This is a genomic window from Micromonospora citrea, from assembly GCF_900090315.1.
GTDB classification, from domain to species: Bacteria; Actinomycetota; Actinomycetes; order Mycobacteriales; family Micromonosporaceae; genus Micromonospora; species Micromonospora citrea.
Genome location: NZ_FMHZ01000002.1, coordinates 1,404,859 through 1,422,012, shown reverse-complemented (window position 1 = coordinate 1,422,012; position 17,154 = coordinate 1,404,859). Strand labels below are relative to the sequence as shown.

Below are 17,154 nucleotides of genomic sequence, written 5' to 3'. Positions count from 1 at the left end.
AACGCGCCGGGCGTTTCGCCCCAACGCCCCGACGCGGTCGTCGGACGGCGCCGGGACGACGCGCTACTTGCCGTTGGCGAACGCCTCGTACGCCCGCAGCACCTCGTCGGTCGGCCCGTCCATCCGCAGGACGCCCGATTCCAGCCAGATCGTCCGCTCGCAGGTGTCCCTGATCGAGGAGAGCTGGTGGCTGACGAGGAACACCGTGCCGGCGCTCTCCCGCAGCTCCCGCACCCGCTGCTCGCTGCGCTTGCGGAAGCCCTTGTCGCCGGTGGCGAGGGCCTCGTCGATGAGCAGCACGTCGTGCTTCTTCGCGGCGGCGATGGAGAAGCGCAGCCGGGCCGCCATGCCGGAGGAGTAGGTGCGCATCGGCAGCGAGGCGAAGTCGCCCCGCTGGTTGATCCCGGAGAACTCGATGATCTCCGGGGTCTGCCGCTGCACCTCCTCCGGCGGCATCCCCATGGCCAGGCAGCCCAGCACCACGTTGCGCTCGCCGGACAGGTCGTTGAGCAGGGCGGCGTTCACGCCGAGCAGCGAGGGCTGCCCCTGGGTGTAGACCGCGCCGCGGTTGACCGGCAGCAGGCCGGCGATGGCCCGCAGCATGGTCGACTTGCCGGAGCCGTTGCTGCCGATCAGCCCGATCGCCTCGCCCCGGTACGCGGTGAAGCTGACCCCCTTGACCGCGTGCACCTCGCGGATGTTCGGCGCCGAGGTGCGGCTGACCATCCGCTTGAGCGCGCCGACCGGGCCGCCGCCCCCGCCGCCGCCCTTGTGCACCCGGTAGATCACGTGCGCGTCGTCGACCACCACGGTCGGGACCCGCTCCTGGATCCGGGGCAGCGTCACCGTCACGTCGTTGGACGACTCGAACTGCTCAGCCACGGCCGTACTCCTGTTCGCCCCGCCAGAAGTAGATGAAACCCCCGACGCCCATCACGATCGCCCAGCCCACCGCGGCCAGCCAGAGCTGGAGCAGGGAGGAGCTGAGCAGCGGCGCCTGCTCCAGCAGCGCGACCCGGGCCAGCTCGATGTAGACCAGCGCGGGGTTGAACTCGACCAGCCGGGACGCCCACGCGGGCAGCTGCTCCTCGAACAGCGCCACGCTGTAGAGCACGCCGGAGCCGTACATCCAGGTGCGCAGGACGAAGGGCATGACCTGCTTGAGGTCGGCCAGCTTCGCGCCCATCCGGGCCACCGTCATGGTCAGCCCGGCGTTGAAGACCGCCTGGAGCAGGATCGCCGGGACCAGCAGCAGCCAGGCGAAGGTGATCGGCTCGCCGGTCACCAGCACGATGGCGACGAGCACCACCATCGAGCCGAGGAGCTGCTGGAACTGGGTGACCGTGACGGCCAGCGGCAGGCAGGCCCGGGGGAAGTGCAGCGCCCGGATCAGGCCCAGGTTGCCGGTGATCGACTGGGTGCCGCTCTGCACCGCGGTCTGGGTGAAGTTGAAGATGAACAGACCCGTGCAGAGGTACGCGATGAAGTTCGGGATGCTGTCCTGCTTCAGCACCACGCCGAAGATCAGGTAGTAGACCGCCGCGTTGGTCAGCGGGGTGAGCACCTGCCACAGCTGCCCGAGTCGGGCGTTGCTGAACGAGGCGACCAGCTTCGCGTTGGCGTACGAGGCGATGAAGTGCCGGTAGCGCCAGAGCCGCCGGGCGTACTCGCCCAGTGGTGGCCGCTCGCCCGCGACCCGGAGTCCGTACCGGGCGGCCAGTTGCGCCTGGGACAGACCGGAGTCGGGATCGGCCAGCGCGGTGTTGGCCATGGGATGGCCGCTCCGATCTTTCGTGACGACGGGTGAGGCGCGACGATGGAACCGAGCGTGGAGCGCCGCCTCGCCGCTGCGTGGACAGTAGTCCGAAACACGTCGGGACGCAACCGTACCGTCGTTGCGCTACATTGTTCCTCGTGACAGCCGAGACGAGCTCCAGGTGACGACCGGGAAGAGGCGGGCGCCGGCCGGCGCGGCGGTGCTGCGGGACGACATCACCACCGCGATCCGCCGCGCGCTGATGCAGGAGCTCGCCGCCGTCGGCTACGGCCGGCTCTCGATCGAGGCGGTGGCCCGGCGGGCCGGGGTGAGCAAGACCGCCATCTACCGCCGCTGGAGCTCGAAGCTGGAACTCGTGCTGGAGATCGTCGCCGCGGCGGCCACCGGCAAGCTGCCGGCGCTGGACACCGGCACCCTGCGCGGCGACCTCCAACTGCTCTTCCAGGTGGTGGCGCACGCGCTGCGCCACCCGCTTGCCTCGCAGATCATCCCCGACCTGCTCGCCGAGGCCGCCCGCAACCCGACCATCGACCAGACCCTGCAGCAGGTGCTGCGGGCCCGGCAGCAGGAGATCGGCGGCCGGCTGATCGGCCGCGCCGTGCAGCGCGGCGAGCTGCCGCCCGACACCGACCCCGAGGCGGCCGTCGACCTGATCGTCGGCCCGCTCTACTGGCGCCTGGCGATCGCCCGGACGCCGCTGACCGACGCGTACCTGGACACGCTGGTCGAGGCGGTGGCCACCGGGCTCGGCGCGGGCGCCGCCGTGCCCCGCCCCCGCGCGGCGGACGTCACGCCCGCCTGACCGCCCGCCAGCCGCCCGCCGGCTGACCGACCGCACGCCGGGCGGTGTCACGTCCGGCCGCCCGCCGGGCTGTGGTGCCGGGTGGACGAGCAGCCGGGTGGACCGCGCCGGCCGGGGCGCCGCCGGGCCCGGCCGGCGCGTAGGAGGTCAGCGCGGCGCGTCGACCGGGAGCCGGGAGACGATGTGCCGGGCGATCTCCAGCGAGCTGGTCGCGGCGGGGGAGGGCGCGTTCAGCACGTGCACCTGCCGGTCCGCCTCGACGATCAGGAAGTCGTCGACCAGGCCGCCGTCGGGCAGGATCGCCTGGGCGCGGACGCCGGCGCCGGCCCGCACGATGTCGGCCGGGGTCAGCTCCGGCACCAGCCGGGCCAGGCTCGCGGCGAACCGCTTCTTCGACAGCGACCGGGCCACCTCGGTCAGCCCGTAGCGGTAGTGGCGGCGGCCCAGCGCCCACAGGCCCCGGTAGGTCAGCTCGTCCCAGATGTCGCGGGGGCTGATCCGGCCCCAGGAGTAGCCCTCCCGGGCGGTCGCCAGCACCGCGTTCGGGCCGGCGTGCACGCTGCCGTCGATCATCTTGGTCAGGTGCACCCCGAGGAACGGGAACTGCGGGTCCGGCACCGGATAGATCAGGCCCCGCACCAGGCCCTGCCGCTGCGGCACCAGCTCGTAGTACTCGCCGCGGAACGGCACGATCCGCACCGGCGTCGGCACCCCGGCCAGCCGGGAGATCCGGTCGGCGTGCAGGCCGGCGCAGTTGACCAGGACGTCGGCGACCACCTCGCCCCGGGTGGTGCTCACCACCACGCCCTCCGGTCGGGTGGACACGGCCGTGACCTCGGTCTCCGTCCGCAGGTCCGCGCCGCCCGCCGCGAGCAGTTCGGCCAGCTTGCGGCAGACCGCCCCGAAGTCGACGATGCCGGTCGAGGCGACGTGCAGCGCGGCGACGGCCGCCACGTGCGGCTCGTGCTCGGCGGCCTCGGCGGCCTCGATCAGCCGCACCGGCAGGCCGTTGGCGAGGGCCCGCTGGTGCAGGTCGTGCAGCCGGGGCAGCTCCGCGGCGTCGGTGGCGACGATCAGCTTCCCGCAGATGTCGTACGCGATCCCGTGCCGCTCGCAGAACTCGACCATCGACGCGCTGCCGGCCTTGCACATGGTGGCCTTCAGGCTGCCCGGCTTGTAGTAGACGCCGGCGTGGATGACGCCGGAGTTGTGGCCCGTCTGGTGGGCCGCCCAGCCGGCCTCCTTCTCCAGCACGGTGACCTGGTCCCCGGGCCGGTCGGTCATCAGCCGGTGTGCCACCGCGAGCCCGACGATGCCGCCACCCACCACCACGAACCTGGTCATCTCATCTCCCCTGCCGACGCCGCGACCGATGGTAACCACACGCACCCGCGCGCCCGACTCGCGGACGACCCGCCCGGTTGGCCTAGACTGCTCCGGGTCCATCACTCTGGGGGTCACATGTCTGAGGTCATCGCGCTCGGCCAGCCCACGGTCGGCGAAGCCGAGCTCGCCGCCATCGCCGAGGTCTTCGCCTCGGGCTGGCTCGCCGGCTCCGGGCCCACCTGCCGCCGCTTCGAGGAGCGCTTCGCCGCCACCGTCGGCACCCGGCACGCCCTCGCCACCAGCAACTGCGGCTCGGCGCTGCACCTCGCGCTGCTCACGCTCGGTGTCAAGCCGGGCGACGAGGTCATCGTCGGCGACTACACCTTCCCGGCCACCGGGCACTCCGTGATGTGGACCGGCGCCAAGCCGGTCTTCGCCGACGTGCGCCCGGACACCTGGACGGTCGACCCGGCCGCCGTCGAGGCCGCTGTCACGCCGCGCACCGTCGGCATCATCGCCGTCGACGCGTTCGGGCAGCCCGCCGACTACGACGAGCTGCGCGCCATCGCCGACAAGCACGGCCTGTTCCTCGTCGAGGACGCCGCCTGCTCCGCCGGCGCCACCTACAAGGGCCGGCCGGCCGGCAGCCTCGCCGACGTCGCCACCTTCAGCTTCCACGGCCGCAAGGGCATCACCGCCGGCGAGGGCGGGGCCTACGTCACCGACCGCGACGACCTCGCCGCGCACGCCCGCAAGCTGCACACGTACGGGGTGGAGGGGGCGCTCACCCGCGCCGAGCTGTCGCACCTGCCGATCCCGACCTTCACCGAGCTGGGCTACAACTACCGGCTCTCCGACATCTCCGCGGCGATCATGCTCGCCCAGCTCGACCGGCTGCCGGACCTGCTGGCCGCGAAGCGCCGCACCGCGGCCCGCTACGGCGAGCTGCTCAAGGACCACGAGCTGATCACCACCCCGTACGAGGCGCCGGACCGCGAGCACCCCTGGCAGTCGTACGTCGTCACGCTCGACCCCTCGGTCGACCGGGGCGCGGTGGCGCTGGAGTTGCGGCAGCGCGGCGTGCAGTGCACCTTCGGCACGTACGCCTCGCACGTCCAGCCGCTCTACGGCCAGACCACGCCCTGCCCGGTCTCGGCGGACCTGTTCGCCCGGCACCTGGCCATCCCGATGCACGCCAACCTCACCGACGACCAGGTCGAGACCGTCGCGGCCGCGCTGGTAGACGTCGTCAACACCGCGGCCACCAGCCGCTGACCCCCAGGAAGGACACGCTCCGCCATGTCGAAGCAGACCGTCTTCATCACCGGAGGCGCGGGTTTCATCGGCCTGCACGTGGTGCCGATGCTGTTGGAGAAGGGCTACAAGGTCCGCATCTTCGACAACATGTTCCGCGGTGACCGGGACCGCGTCGCGGAGCTGGTGGCCACCGGCGACGTCGAGCTGATCGACCAGGACGTCCGCTACGGCGGCGCCGTGCACGCGGCCATGAAGGGCTGCGACCACGTGATCCACCTCGCGGCTGTCTCGATCAACAAGAGCCAGGCCGACCCGTACGAGTCGATCGACATCAACATGGTCGGCAACCACAACGTCTTCGCCGCCGCCGCCGACCACGGCGTCAAGCGGCTGGTCTTCGCGTCGTCGGCGTCGGTCTACGGTGACCCGAAGAAGCTGCCGATGCACGAGGACGACCGGCTCGACCCGCTCACCCCGTACTGCATCTCGAAGCGGGCCGGCGAGGACCTGCTCGGCTTCTACCAGCGCAGCAAGGGCCTGAACTGGATCGCCCTGCGGTTCTTCAACGTCTACGGCCCGGGCCAGAAGCCGACCGCCTACTACACCTCGGTGATCAACCACTTCGTCAAGCGGTTGAAGAACGGCGAGCCGCCGGTCATCGACGGCAAGGGCGAGCAGTCGATGGACTTCATCCACGTCCACGACATCGCCCGCTCCGTGGTCGCCGCGATGGAGGCCGAGCAGGGCAACGTGCCGGTCAACATCGGCACCGGCATCGACACCTCGATCGCCACCCTGGCCGAGATCCTGATCAAGGCCGTCGGCGTGGACGTGCAGCCGCAGTTCAACCCGCGTGAGGTGCTGGTCAGCCGTCGCGCGGCCGACATCACCCGGGCCCGCGAGGTGCTCGGGTGGGAGCCGACCATCGCGGTCGAGGACGGCATGACCGACCTCATCAAGACCGAGGTCGCGTGACCCAGCCGCCGTCCGCCGGGGGCCCGTCGTCGCACGGGCTCCCGGCGAACCCGTACAACCCACACGCCTGGGTCATCGGCGAGCCGGTGATCGGCGCCGGGACGTGGATCGGCGCGTTCACCGTCATCGACGGCTCCGGCGGGCTGACCATCGGCGCCGGCTGCGACATCAGTTGCGGCGCGCAGATCTACACCCACTCCACGGCGCGGCGTTGCGTGTCGGGCCGTGCCCATGCTTCGGTGGACCGGGCGCCGGTGGTGATCGGCGACCGGGTGTTCATCGGGGCGAACGCGACCGTGATGATGGGCGTCACCATCGGTGACGGCGCGGTCGTCGGCGCGGGCGCCGTGGTCACCAAGGACGTGCCACCGGGGGCGGTCGTGACGGGCGTCCCGGCTCGGGTGGTCTCCACAGTCGAGTTGGACGGCGGCGATGTCCGGTTCGTCCCTGTCGCGGATAGCTAGGAGTACCCCTCCCGTGCGTATCGCTGTCGTCAACAACTTCTTCCCGCCGCGCGCGGGCGGAAGCTCACACCTGTCCGAGTCGCTCGCCAAGGGCTACGCCGCCGAGGGGCACGACGTCCTGGTGCTCACGGCCGCCTACCAGGACGCCCCGGCGATCGAGGAGCGCGACGGGCTGCGCATCGTCCGGCTCCCGGCGTGGATGCTGCCGCAGACCCGGCTGGCCGTGAGCTTCGACATCTCGTTCACCAGCCGGCCCACCCTGCTGCGCCACGTCCGCAAGCTGCTCGACGAGTTCCGGCCGGACGTCATCCACCAGCACGGTCAGTTCTTCGACCTGACCTGGGCGACCGCGCTCTACGCGCGCAAGCGCGGGGTGCCGGTGCTGCTGTCCATCCACACCCGGCTGGAGAACCCGCAGGCCCGCTACGCCAAGGTGTTCCGCGGGCTGGACGCGACCATGGTCAAGCCGTTCATGCGGCGGTCCAGGCCGCGGCTCGTGGTGATGGACGTGCTCATGCAGGAGTACATCGAGGCCCGCTACCGGGGCGCGTACTCGGGCCTGGTGCCGATCCCGGTCGGGGTGGACCCGGACTGGGTGGTCGGCGGCAACGCCCAGCGGGTCCGTGAGCGCCACGACCTGGGCACCTCGCCGGTGATCCTGTCGGTGGGGCACGTGATCCCGCTGCGTGACCGGGTCGCGCTGGTCGAGGCGCTGCCCGCGGTGCTGGCCAGGGTGCCCGACGCGAAGCTGCTCGTCTGCGGCCAGGTCTACTACGGGGTCTTCGCGGAGCGGGCCCGCGCGCTCGGCGTCGAGCACGCCGTCATCGCGGCCGGCAAGGTGCCCAAGAGCGAGATCCCCGACTACCTGGCCGCCGCGACGGTGGAGTCGCACGAGCAGGGGCTCGGCCTCGGCACGGCGACGCTGGAGGCGATGGCGGCGGGCGTGCCGGTGGTGGCGCCCGCGCGGGCGGACAACTTCCCCGGCATCTCGCTGCGCGACGGCGAGAACGTCCTGCTCTGCCGGCCCGGCGACGTGTCGGGCCTGGCCGAGCGGCTGATCGCCGCGCTGACCGATCCGGCCCTGGCCAAGCAGATCGGCGTCAACGGCCAGGCGCTCATCCGGGAACGCTTCAGCCTCGACCGGGTGCTCCACCGGCACCTGGATGTGCTCGGCGAGATGGCGGCCGGCCGCCGCCGCTGACCGTACGCCCGACGACGGCGCCCCCGACCAGAGACGTGGTCGGGGGCGCCGTCGTTTCGTGGGTTGCCCGCGCCGGGCGTTCGGGGGGCCGGGGCACGGCCGGCGACGGCGCGGCGGTCGGTGTGGCCGTCGCTGCCGGGTGACGCCCGCCGGTCCGGCCAGGGCCCTCGAGACACCCTCGGGGCCACCGTCCGGCGCGGGCCGTGGCCGGGTGAGCGGGGCCCGGGGGCGGTGGGTCGCCGTCCGGGCGGGAGGGATCAGCGGGTGGTGACCGGCGCGGCGGCCTGATCGGCGCCGGAGCGGGGCGCGGGAACCTGCTCGACCACCACGGCCGCGTCCCCGTCGTCGGGGAGCGCGTCGGTGGGTGCCCCCCGGCGGAGCTGCCGCACCCCGGACAGGGCGGCGATGCCGGCGGCGAGCAGGTCCGCCACCGTGAAGATCAGCCGCGAGGCGAGCGCGATGCCCGTCGCCGCGCCGATGCCGCCGGCGTCGACGAGGAAGGGCGCCATGGTGGCGACCAGCACGGCCTCCCGGACGCCGAGCCCGGAGGGGGAGAGGAAGGCGAACATCCCGACGGTCATCGCGATGGCGAACGAGCCGATGCTGCGCAGCAGGCCGCCGAGGCCGGGAGCGGCCTGGGCGTTGGCCAGCAGCCACAGGTGCACGCCGAAGAGGGTGTAGCCCAGGGCGCTCCAGCCGACCACCCGCAGCACGCCGGGCAGCGTCAGCTTGTGCTGCAGCGGCGGGCGGCGCAGCACCTTGAGGGTGAGCTGGATCAGCCGGGTGAGCACCGCCGGGATGGCGCAGATCAGGGCGATCGGGAACAGCACGGCGACGATGTAGAGCGCCACCCGGACCGGCTCCGCGTACTCGGCCCCGGTCTCGGCGGTCGCGTCGAGCAGGGAGGGCAGGCTGAGCAGGCCGACGCCGAGCGCGGCGACCACGCCGAGGCCCAGCGCGACCAGCGTGGCCAGGAAGGCCCGCGCGCGCGGCAGGCCGGCCCGCCGGCCCAGCTCCATCTGCAGGACGTACGCCCACACGCTGCCCGGGATGTACTTGCCGAGCTGCCCGACCATGCAGATCCGCAGGGCGGCGGGAACGGACACCCGGTGCTCCAGGTCCGCCGCGGCGGCCCGCCACGCCATCGAGTTGGCGAACATGCCGGCGAGCACCGCCAGCACGGCGAGCACCACGGACGGCCACGCCAGGTCGAGCCAGGTCTGCCGGACGTCCGGCCACTGACTGACGACGCTCCAGGTCATGCCCGCGGCGATCGCCGCGATCACGACGACACGTACTCCCAGCGAGAGCCAGCGGGACCGGCTCTTCGCCGCGCCCGGCCCCCCGGCCGGTGCGGTCACCGTTTCGACCTGCGTCGCGGTCTCTGCCACGGCCGTCCTGCCTCCGCGTCGCCCTGACCCGTCCGGGTCGCCTGCACAATTCGCCGAGACTAGCGCAGGGCGGTGCGTACCACGAACCCAGGCCGGCGGCGAGTCGGGGCCGGGGCCGGGCGTGCGCGGATTCTCCCCGGGGCGGTCCAGATGTGCCGGGGTCCTCCCGCGCTGCTACGGTCTGCACGCTGCCCCACACCCCAAGGAGAGCTCCTGTGATCCCGATTTCCGTCGTCAAGCTGGACGAGGCGGCCGAACGGTTGGCGGTCGAGGTGATCCGTTCGGGCGTCATCGCGCAGGGACCGATGGTGGCCCGCCTGGAGCGCGAGTTCGCCGACCTGGTCGGCGTCGAGCACGCCGTGGCCGTCAACAACGGCACCACCGCGCTCGTGGCCGCGCTCCAGGTGCTCGACCTCCAGCCGGGCGACGAGGTCGTCACCAGTCCCTTCACCTTCGTCGCCACCCTGAACGCGATCCTCGAGGCGGGCGCCACCGCCCGGTTCGCCGACATCCGCGAGGACGACTTCTGCGTCGACCCGGAGGCCCTCGCCGCCGCCGTCGGCCCGCGCACCAAGGTGCTCATGCCGGTCCACCTGTACGGCCAGCCCGCCGACATGGACGCGATCGCCCCGCTGGCGCAGCGGCACGGCCTCGGCCTCGTCGAGGACACCGCCCAGTCGCTGGGCGCGACGATCTCCGGGCGCGGCGCCGGCAGCTTCGGGCTCGGCACCTTCTCGCTGTACGCCACCAAGAACCTCACCACCGGTGAGGGCGGCATGATCACCACCAACGACGCGGGGCTCGCCGACCGGCTGCGGGTGCTGCGCAACCAGGGCATGCGGCAGCGCTACCAGTACGAGATGGCGGGGCACAACTACCGCCTCACCGACCTGCAGGCCGCGCTGGGCATCCCGCAGATCGCCGCGTACGGCGAGAACGTCAAGCGCCGCAAGGACAACGCCGCCCGCCTCTCCGCCGGCCTGGCCGACGTGCCCGGGCTGCGCCTGCCGACCGAGCTGCCCGGCCGGTCGCACGTCTGGCACCAGTACACGGTGCTGGTCACCGACGAGGCCCCGGTGACCCGCGACGAGGTGATCGCCCGGCTGACCGAGCGCGGGGTGGGCTGCGGCATCTACTACCCGAAGACGGTCTACGACTACGACTGCTACCGGGAGCACCCCCGGGTCGTCGCCGACCCGGCGCCGGTGACCGAGCGCGTCGTGCGCCAGTGCGTCTCGCTGCCGGTGCACCACCACCTCACCGACAGTGACCTGGACCAGGTGGTCGAGGCCGTCCGGACGGCGGTGGGCGCGTGACCGCCAAGCTGCGTTTCGCCCTGGTCGGCACCGGGGTGATGGGCTCGCTGCACGCCCGCGTGATCGCCCAGTCCGACCGGGCCGAGCTGGCCCGGGTCATCGAGCCCCGGCGCTCCGTCGGCCAGCAGATCGCCGAGCGGTACGGGGCCGGCTGGGCCCCGAACGCCGACGACCTCTCCGACGTCGACGCCGTGGTGATCGCCGCGCCGACCGAGTTCCACCACGGCCTCGCCGACCAGGTGCTCGCCGCGGACAAGCCGCTGCTGATCGAGAAGCCGGTCTGCGGCGACCTCGCCGAGACCGAGGAGATCGTGGCCACCGCCGGCAAGCGCGGCGTGCCGCTGCTGTGCGGGCTGCTGGAGCGGTTCAACCCGGCGGTGCTGACCGCCCTCGCCCTGGTCGACCGTCCGGTGCACCTGACCGCCACGCGGCACTCGCCGTACGCGCCGCGGATCCGCACCGGGGTCGCCTGGGACCTGCTCATCCACGACGTCGACCTGGCTATCCAGGCGTTCGGCGGCGAGGAGCCGGCGATGGTCCGGGGCACCTTCGGCCACTTCCACCCCGACTCGCTGACCGAGGCGGAGGACGTGGCGGAGACCGTGCTCAGCTTCGGCAGCGGCGCCCTGGCCAACGTCTCGGCCAGCCGGATCGGGCAGCGCAAGGTCCGCACGCTGGTGATCAGCGAGGTCGAGCGGCTGATCGAGGCGGACCTGATCCGCAAGCACGTCACGATCTACCGGCACGTGTCCTCGGACGCGGCCACGCCGGACGGGCGCGGATACCGGCAGCAGAGCATCATCGAGGTGCCGGAGCTGCTCACCAACCGCGAGCCGCTCGCCGCCCAGCTCGACCACTTCCTGGACATCGTCGCCGGCATCGCCGACGCTGACGTGGAGCGGCAGCGCATCCTGCCCGCGCACCGCGTCGTCGGCCGGCTCTTCACCGACAACGGGCGCTGACCGCGCCGGACGAGCGCGTGAGAGGGGCGGGGCGACCACGGTCGCCCCGCCCCTCTCACGTTGTGCGCGCGCCGGGACGGCCGGCCCGCCCGGGCGGGCCGGGGCACGACGCGCGTGCCCCGACCCGTCGCGCTCAACCTTCGGTGGCGCAGCTCCGGCCGGCCTCGGTGACCCGGTAGATGCTGATCCGGCCGATCGTGTGGGCCAGCTCCAGCTTGTCGCTGGCCTCCAGCCGCTCGCGCTCGTAGTGCTTGTCCCAGGCGCCGGGCATGTTCCGCTTCCCGACCACCACGTACGAAATGTTGAACTGGCGCACCTCGCAGCCGGCCGGCCGGGCGTCGGGGTTGTCCACCAGCCAGTCCCAGGCGTGCCACCGCCGCTCGTAGTTCTCCCTCGGCAGGCCGGGCAGCGGCGGGATGCCGAACAGCAGCGGCACCTCGTAGTCGGCGTAGGCCCAGGTGATGTACTCGTGGTGCCGGTCGTAGGCGACGGTGGCGCCGGGCGGGTTGTTCTCCGCCAGCCACCGGTACGCCTTCTCGTAGGACGCGCCCACCGGCGCCCGGCCCTTGAACGCGCCGCGCAGCGGCTGCCAGCTCGCCGGCACCGCCGCGAGACCGAGCAGCACCACCGTCAGGGCCCCCGCGGCGACCGCCGCGGGCGTCTCGGACCCGCGCAGCGCCGCCGCCTTCGCGGCGACCCGGGTCAGCAGCCACTGCACGGCCAGCCCCAGCACCACCGCGCCGGCCACCGCCAGCACCCCGTATACCGGGAAGATCATCGAGCGGACCCGTTCCCGGACGCCGTACCAGAGGCTGGACAGCGTCATCGCGGCCGCCGAGTCGGAGGCGGTGGTCCACACCCCGATCGCGGTCCAGACCACGCCCGCCGCGAACCACGGCCGGGCCCAACGCAGCCGGGGCAGCACCAGGCAGAGCGGCGAGAGCAGCAGACACGGAATCACGAGCCAGAGGCCGACCTGGATCGTCGGCTCGCTGAGCTGGAAGTCCGCGCCGCCCACCCCCGGGTAGGCGAACAACACGTAGCGCTGCGGGTCGGTGACCCAGTACTCGAACGACTCGCCGTACTTGCCGAGCAGGGCGGGCGGGTTCGACAGCCGCTCGCCGTTGGCGCCGGCCAGCACCCCGAGCAGGGGCAGCAGCGGCACCAGCCCGGCGACCACCATCGCGCCGGCCGCCGCGGCGACCCGGCGCAGCGCCCACCGGCCGCGTACGGCCAGCAGCATGCCGATCGCCAGGACCGCGATGAACAGCACGTCGTAGGTGTGCGTCATGACGATCCCGGCGCCGCACAGGCCGGCGAGCAGGCCCAGCCGGACGGGGTGGGCCCCGCGCGCGGCGAGCGCGATCAGCAGCGCGATCGCCCCCGCCATGCAGGGGGCGGTCTGCTCGGTGATCCGACCCGTGATCACCGACATCCACATCGGGCCGAGCACGGCCGGCGCGGCGGCGGCGCTGGCGGCCACCACCGGCCTGCCGCCGAGGGCCCGGACGCAGGCGTAGACGGCCGCCACCAGCGCGAGCGGCCCGACCACGATCGACCAGGCGCTCAGCACCGTGCTGATCCGGCCGCCGGAGAGTTCCGCCGCCTGGGCCCAGGACACGTTCGCCGCGAGCGGGTAGAAGGAGCAGGACAGCGCCGGGTCGGTGGAACCGCTGGTGCAGGCCGAGGAGATCAGCACGCTGTCGGTGTCCATGATCCGCCGGGTGAGGAAGCCGTGGTTCATGGCGTCCCAGCCGGGCGGGGCGACGAGCCGGCCCAGCATCAGCCAGCCGAAGGCGACGCTGATCGCGGCGGGCACCGAGATCCCGACGACGTCGGCCAGGCGGGGGCGTACGGCCGGCAGTCGCAGCCGCGCGACCCGGGCCCGCCATCCGGTGCCGGTCGTCTCGTCGGCCGGGGGCCCGTCGGTGTCCCGGCCGGTGGTGGCCGCGTCCCGGCCGGCGACGTCGGCCGCGACCAGGCCGCGGGTGACCAGCCGGGAGGCGAGCACCGCCAGGCCGGCGAGCAGCACCTCGGCGGCGAGGACCGCCAGCGGGCCGTCCGGCAGGCCGAGCTGCGGCAGCCATGTCATGGCGAGGGTGACCAGGCCAAGGGTCAGCGCCGGGGCGGCAGCCCAGGTGGCCCACCGGTAGCGACCGGGAGGCAGTGCGAATCCGAGCAGCGCGCCGGGCACGACGGCGACGGCGAGCGCGATGAGGGTGGTCAATCCGTGGATCCTTTCCAACGGAACACGCGGTTCCCCCGCGACGACTGGTGCACGGAGCCGCGGCGTGGCCGCGCGCGGCCACGCCGGACGGCGAGCGGCCGGACCAGTATAGGAATGCACGACGGGCGTACCGTCCCGGCGAACCCGCGGGTCGCCGCCCGCCGTCGCCGGTGTCGCTTTTGCGGCGGATAGTCCGGATCCGGTTGCCGTCCCGGTCCGGTGCGAGCAAATCGTCCTGGTGTGGCGGTACCCGAGCGGTACCGGCGTGTTCCTTCGCGTTAAGGTCACACCGGCGTGGTGGCGGGTGGCCGCGGACGCCGGTGCCGTCGCTGGTCGGCGACGACGGGCGGACAGGCGGTCGACCGCGACCTCCGTCCCGTCGCGAGCCCGGCCGGCGCGCCGGTGGCGTCCCGGCGTGCCGACGGCCGCCTGAGCGGGGGATCCCTGCCGTCACGGCGCCAGTGACGGCCAGTGAGCCAGTCGTCGATCTCGTAGGGAGCTAGTCCTTGTTCGGCAAGTTGATGGGACCGGCGGGAGTCGCCGCCCGCGGCGCGCTGCTGCTGCTGGCCTACCTCGTGATGTTCGCCGCCGGCGCGTTCGGCTGGGTCGGCGTCTTCGCCGTCGCCGGGCTCGCCGCGCTCGTGGGCGAGTACGCGCTCGCCCGCTGGTCACCCGCCACCCACGTGCTGCTGGAGAAGGTCGGCCTGCGGGGCGACTACCGCCAGCTCGCCCGCGACGTCGCGGTCGTCCTGCTGGTGGTGGCCGAGGTCCGGCCCGGCGCGGCGGAGCTCAGCCTGATCCTGGCGCTGCCCTCCCTGGTCTGGCTGATCTCGGTCTTCTCCGGTGCGCTCGCCACGATGATCGACCGGCGCAACCCCCAGTCGGCGCTGGTGCGCAACATCGAGCTGGGCCCGATGCGCGCCGCGCCCCGCCCGCCCGACTGGGCGGCCTGGCTCGCGGGTGACCGGCTGGCCCTGGTCAACGTGGTGCTGGCGCCCGCCGCCGTGTTCGCGGCGGTCCTCGACAACGCCGCCCCGGTGATCGGCGCGGGCGCGGTGGCGGTGTTCGCCGCCGCCCTGGTCGGCGGGATCGTCGCGCTGACCTGGCTGCGCGGGCGCGGCATGGGCCAGAGCCCGCTGCTGCCCGCCGTCCAGCGTTGGCTGGACAGCTACCGCCCGCAGGTGGCCCTCTACTTCGCCGGGCCGGCCAAGGACGTCTACCAGGCCAACATGTGGCTCGCCCCGACCGAGGCGCTCGACCAGCGCGCGGTGGTGCTGATGCGCAGCAAGGACGCCTTCCTCGAACTGGCCGACACCCGGCTGCCGGTGATCTGCGTGCCGGCCGGCGTGGACTTCATGAACCTCGAACTGGGCAGCGTGCGCGCCGCGCTCTACGCCGCGAACGTCGGCGCGAACATCCACATGCTCCGCGAGCCCGGCATGAAGCACGTCTTCGTCGGCCACGGCGACAGCGACAAGCAGGCCAGCGTCAACCCCTACAGCAAGGTGTACGACGAGGTGTGGGTCGCCGGCCTCGCCGGGCGCGAGCGGTACGCCCGCGCCGGGGTGGGCGTCCTCGACTCCGACATCGTCGAGATCGGACGGCCGCAGCTGGCCGGGGTGCACACGTTCGGCGCCGAGTCGGTCGACCGGCCGTTCACCGTGCTCTACGCCCCGACCTGGGAGGGGTGGCTCGACGACGACCCGTACCACACCTCGCTGGTGCTGATGGGGGAGCGGATCGTCAAGGGGCTGCTGGCCACCACGCCCGCGGTCCGGCTCGTCTACAAGCCGCACCCGCTGACCGGCTCCCGCTCGAAGGAGGCCAAGGCGGTGCACGAGCGGATCGTGGAGCGGATCCGCGCCGCGGGCGGCGACCCCGACGCCCGCTCCCTGGACGGCACGCGGCACCTCGTGGTGACCGGCCGGACGCCCGCGCTGTTCGACTGCTTCAACCAGACCGACCTGCTGATCAGCGACGTGTCCAGTGTGGTCTCCGACTTCGTGCAGAGCCAGCGGCCGTACGTGGTGGCCAACCCGGGCGGCCTGCCCGAGGACGAGTTCCGCCGGGAGTACCCGACGTCGCGGGCCGCGTACCTGCTCTCTCGCGACTGCGGCGAGCTGGAGAAGATCGTGTCGGTGACCCGGGCCGGCGACGACCCGATGACCGAGGCCCGGCGCGAGCTCAAGACCTACCTGCTCGGCCCGGCGGAGGCGAACCCGATGGAGCGGTTCCGGGAGGAGATCGGCCGGCTCTGCCGCTGAGCGCGGACGCACGAACGGCGGTGGACGGGGGCCCGTCCACCGCCGTTCGTCGTCGGGGGATCAGCCCTGCCGCTGCGGCGGGGCGTCCACGTCGCGGGAGACGACCTCGCCCCGCTCGTCGACCCAGCCCTTCGGCCGCGCCGGGTTGCCCGCCACGAGCTGGTACGGCGCCACGTCCCTGGTGACCACGGAACCCGCGGCGATCATCGCGTACTCGCCCACCTCGATGCCGCAGACCAGGGTCGCGTTCGCGCCGATCGAGGCGCCCCGGCGGACCACGGTCGGGGTGATCTTCCAGTCCGGGTTCTGCGCCCGGGGCCGGAAGTCGTTGGTGAAGACCGCGCACGGCCCGACGAACACCTCGTCCTCCAGGGTCACGCCCTGGTAGACGGAGACGTTGTTCTGGATCTTGACCAGGTCGCCGACCGTGACGCCGGCGTCGACGTAGACGTTGCGGCCGATGACGCAGCCGGCGCCCACCTGGGCGGTGGACCGGATGTGGGCCAGGTGCCAGACCTTGGTGCCGTCGCCGACCCGGGCACCCTCCTCGACGTCGGCCGTCGGGTGGACGAAGACCGAGGGGGACGGGGAACTGCTGTCAGTCATCCTTCAACTCGCATGCTCGCAGGGCGCGCCGGGCGCCGTCGGTGACCCGCGTTCGGCGTGCGCCGCGAGCGGCGGCCGGCCGCGCGGATCCGGGCTGCCGCGCCGGCCCCGGGCACGGAAGTGGGGCCGGGGCGCGCGGACTCGGCGTAGCATATCGACCCGCTCAGGGCAGCAACGCCGCCACCGCGTCGGCGACGGGCACGTCCGCCGGCAGCGCGGCGGCGGCCACCACGGCCGGCACCGGCAGCGGCCCGTAGAGGTGGGGGAAGAGCGCGCCGCCGCGCGAGGGCTCCCAGCGCAGCGCGTCGCCGAGCCGGGCCGGGTCGACGGTGAGCAGGGTCAGCCCGGTGGCGCCGGTGAAGACCCGCCGGGCCGTCTCGACCACCTGGTCCGGCCCGGAAAGGTGGATGAACCCGGACTGCGCGTCCATGGCGGTGCCGGCGAAGTGCCCCGCGGCCAGCGCATCGTCCCACTCGACGGTCGTCAGCAGCTTGTAGATCATCCCGGCAGCCTACGCACGGCCGGCCCGGTTTTCCGGCGGTACGGCCGCTCCGGTGCCCCGCCGCCCGGCATGCTCTCAGGTGGG

Annotated in this window: 15 protein-coding genes; 8 read left to right on the top strand and 7 right to left on the bottom strand. The window is 73.2% G+C overall.

Going from position 1 to position 17,154, the window contains the following annotated elements:
• Positions 1 to 63: 63 nt before the first annotated feature.
• Both GA0070606_RS06640 and GA0070606_RS06635 read right to left on the bottom strand, forming a co-directional pair.
• Entirely contained in the window at positions 64 to 882 is an 819-nt protein-coding gene (locus tag GA0070606_RS06640) for an ABC transporter ATP-binding protein (RefSeq protein WP_091096002.1), read from the bottom strand.
• The gene (locus tag GA0070606_RS06635) at positions 875 to 1,771 is read right to left on the bottom strand and encodes an ABC transporter permease (RefSeq protein WP_091096001.1); all 897 of its coding nucleotides are present in this window, start codon (positions 1,769 to 1,771) and stop codon (positions 875 to 877) included. Before GA0070606_RS06635 ends, GA0070606_RS06640 begins: the two co-directional genes overlap by 8 nt.
• Before the next feature lie 205 nt (positions 1,772 to 1,976).
• Between GA0070606_RS06635 and GA0070606_RS06630 the strand changes: the two genes are divergently transcribed.
• Positions 1,977 to 2,579 (top strand): TetR/AcrR family transcriptional regulator, encoded by a 603-nt coding sequence (locus GA0070606_RS06630; protein WP_091107382.1) that lies wholly within the window; start codon positions 1,977 to 1,979, stop codon positions 2,577 to 2,579.
• A gap of 147 nt (positions 2,580 to 2,726) precedes the next feature.
• Here GA0070606_RS06630 and lhgO read toward each other — a convergent pair whose 3' ends face one another.
• The gene (gene lhgO, locus GA0070606_RS06625) at positions 2,727 to 3,923 is read right to left on the bottom strand and encodes an L-2-hydroxyglutarate oxidase (RefSeq protein ID WP_091095999.1); all 1,197 of its coding nucleotides are present in this window, start codon (positions 3,921 to 3,923) and stop codon (positions 2,727 to 2,729) included.
• 117 nt (positions 3,924 to 4,040) lie between these two features.
• On the opposite strand from lhgO, the gene GA0070606_RS06620 reads away from it, so the two are divergent.
• The 4 genes from GA0070606_RS06620 to GA0070606_RS06605 are packed head-to-tail and all read left to right on the top strand — an operon-like array spanning position 4,041 to position 7,802.
• On the top strand, positions 4,041 to 5,180 hold the full coding sequence (locus GA0070606_RS06620) for a DegT/DnrJ/EryC1/StrS family aminotransferase (RefSeq protein ID WP_091095997.1): 1,140 nt from the start codon (positions 4,041 to 4,043) through the stop codon (positions 5,178 to 5,180).
• Positions 5,181 to 5,204: 24 nt separating this feature from the next.
• A complete protein-coding gene (locus GA0070606_RS06615; RefSeq protein WP_091095995.1) occupies positions 5,205 to 6,137 on the top strand; it encodes an NAD-dependent epimerase/dehydratase family protein in 933 nt (310 codons plus the stop codon).
• A complete protein-coding gene (locus GA0070606_RS06610; protein ID WP_091095993.1) occupies positions 6,134 to 6,601 on the top strand; it encodes an acyltransferase in 468 nt (155 codons plus the stop codon). Before GA0070606_RS06615 ends, GA0070606_RS06610 begins: the two co-directional genes overlap by 4 nt.
• 13 nt (positions 6,602 to 6,614) lie before the next feature.
• Positions 6,615 to 7,802: a glycosyltransferase family 4 protein gene (locus tag GA0070606_RS06605; protein WP_176737253.1), complete on the top strand. Its 1,188-nt coding sequence runs from the start codon at positions 6,615 to 6,617 to the stop codon at positions 7,800 to 7,802.
• 257 nt (positions 7,803 to 8,059) lie between these two features.
• Here GA0070606_RS06605 and GA0070606_RS06600 read toward each other — a convergent pair whose 3' ends face one another.
• Positions 8,060 to 9,193, bottom strand: coding sequence for a lysylphosphatidylglycerol synthase transmembrane domain-containing protein (locus GA0070606_RS06600; protein ID WP_091095991.1), 1,134 nt, complete (start codon positions 9,191 to 9,193; stop codon positions 8,060 to 8,062).
• Between the two features lie 215 nt (positions 9,194 to 9,408).
• Between GA0070606_RS06600 and GA0070606_RS06595 the strand changes: the two genes are divergently transcribed.
• On the top strand, positions 9,409 to 10,509 hold the full coding sequence (locus GA0070606_RS06595) for a DegT/DnrJ/EryC1/StrS family aminotransferase (RefSeq protein WP_091095990.1): 1,101 nt from the start codon (positions 9,409 to 9,411) through the stop codon (positions 10,507 to 10,509).
• Positions 10,506 to 11,471: a Gfo/Idh/MocA family protein gene (locus GA0070606_RS06590; protein WP_091095989.1), complete on the top strand. Its 966-nt coding sequence runs from the start codon at positions 10,506 to 10,508 to the stop codon at positions 11,469 to 11,471. Before GA0070606_RS06595 ends, GA0070606_RS06590 begins: the two co-directional genes overlap by 4 nt.
• Before the next feature lie 133 nt (positions 11,472 to 11,604).
• On the opposite strand, the gene GA0070606_RS06585 is transcribed toward GA0070606_RS06590, so the two are convergent.
• Entirely contained in the window at positions 11,605 to 13,698 is a 2,094-nt protein-coding gene (locus GA0070606_RS06585) for a DUF6541 family protein (protein WP_091095988.1), read from the bottom strand.
• Between the two features lie 506 nt (positions 13,699 to 14,204).
• Here GA0070606_RS06585 and GA0070606_RS06580 point away from each other — a divergent pair.
• A complete protein-coding gene (locus GA0070606_RS06580; RefSeq protein WP_176737252.1) occupies positions 14,205 to 15,962 on the top strand; it encodes a CDP-glycerol glycerophosphotransferase family protein in 1,758 nt (585 codons plus the stop codon).
• 60 nt (positions 15,963 to 16,022) lie between these two features.
• Here the strand turns inward: GA0070606_RS06580 and GA0070606_RS06575 are convergent, their stop codons facing one another.
• Positions 16,023 to 16,568, bottom strand: coding sequence for an acyltransferase (locus tag GA0070606_RS06575; RefSeq protein ID WP_091095986.1), 546 nt, complete (start codon positions 16,566 to 16,568; stop codon positions 16,023 to 16,025).
• Positions 16,569 to 16,731: 163 nt separating this feature from the next.
• Positions 16,732 to 17,070 (bottom strand): DUF952 domain-containing protein, encoded by a 339-nt coding sequence (locus GA0070606_RS06570; protein ID WP_091095985.1) that lies wholly within the window; start codon positions 17,068 to 17,070, stop codon positions 16,732 to 16,734.
• Between the last annotated feature and the right edge of the window lie 84 nt (positions 17,071 to 17,154).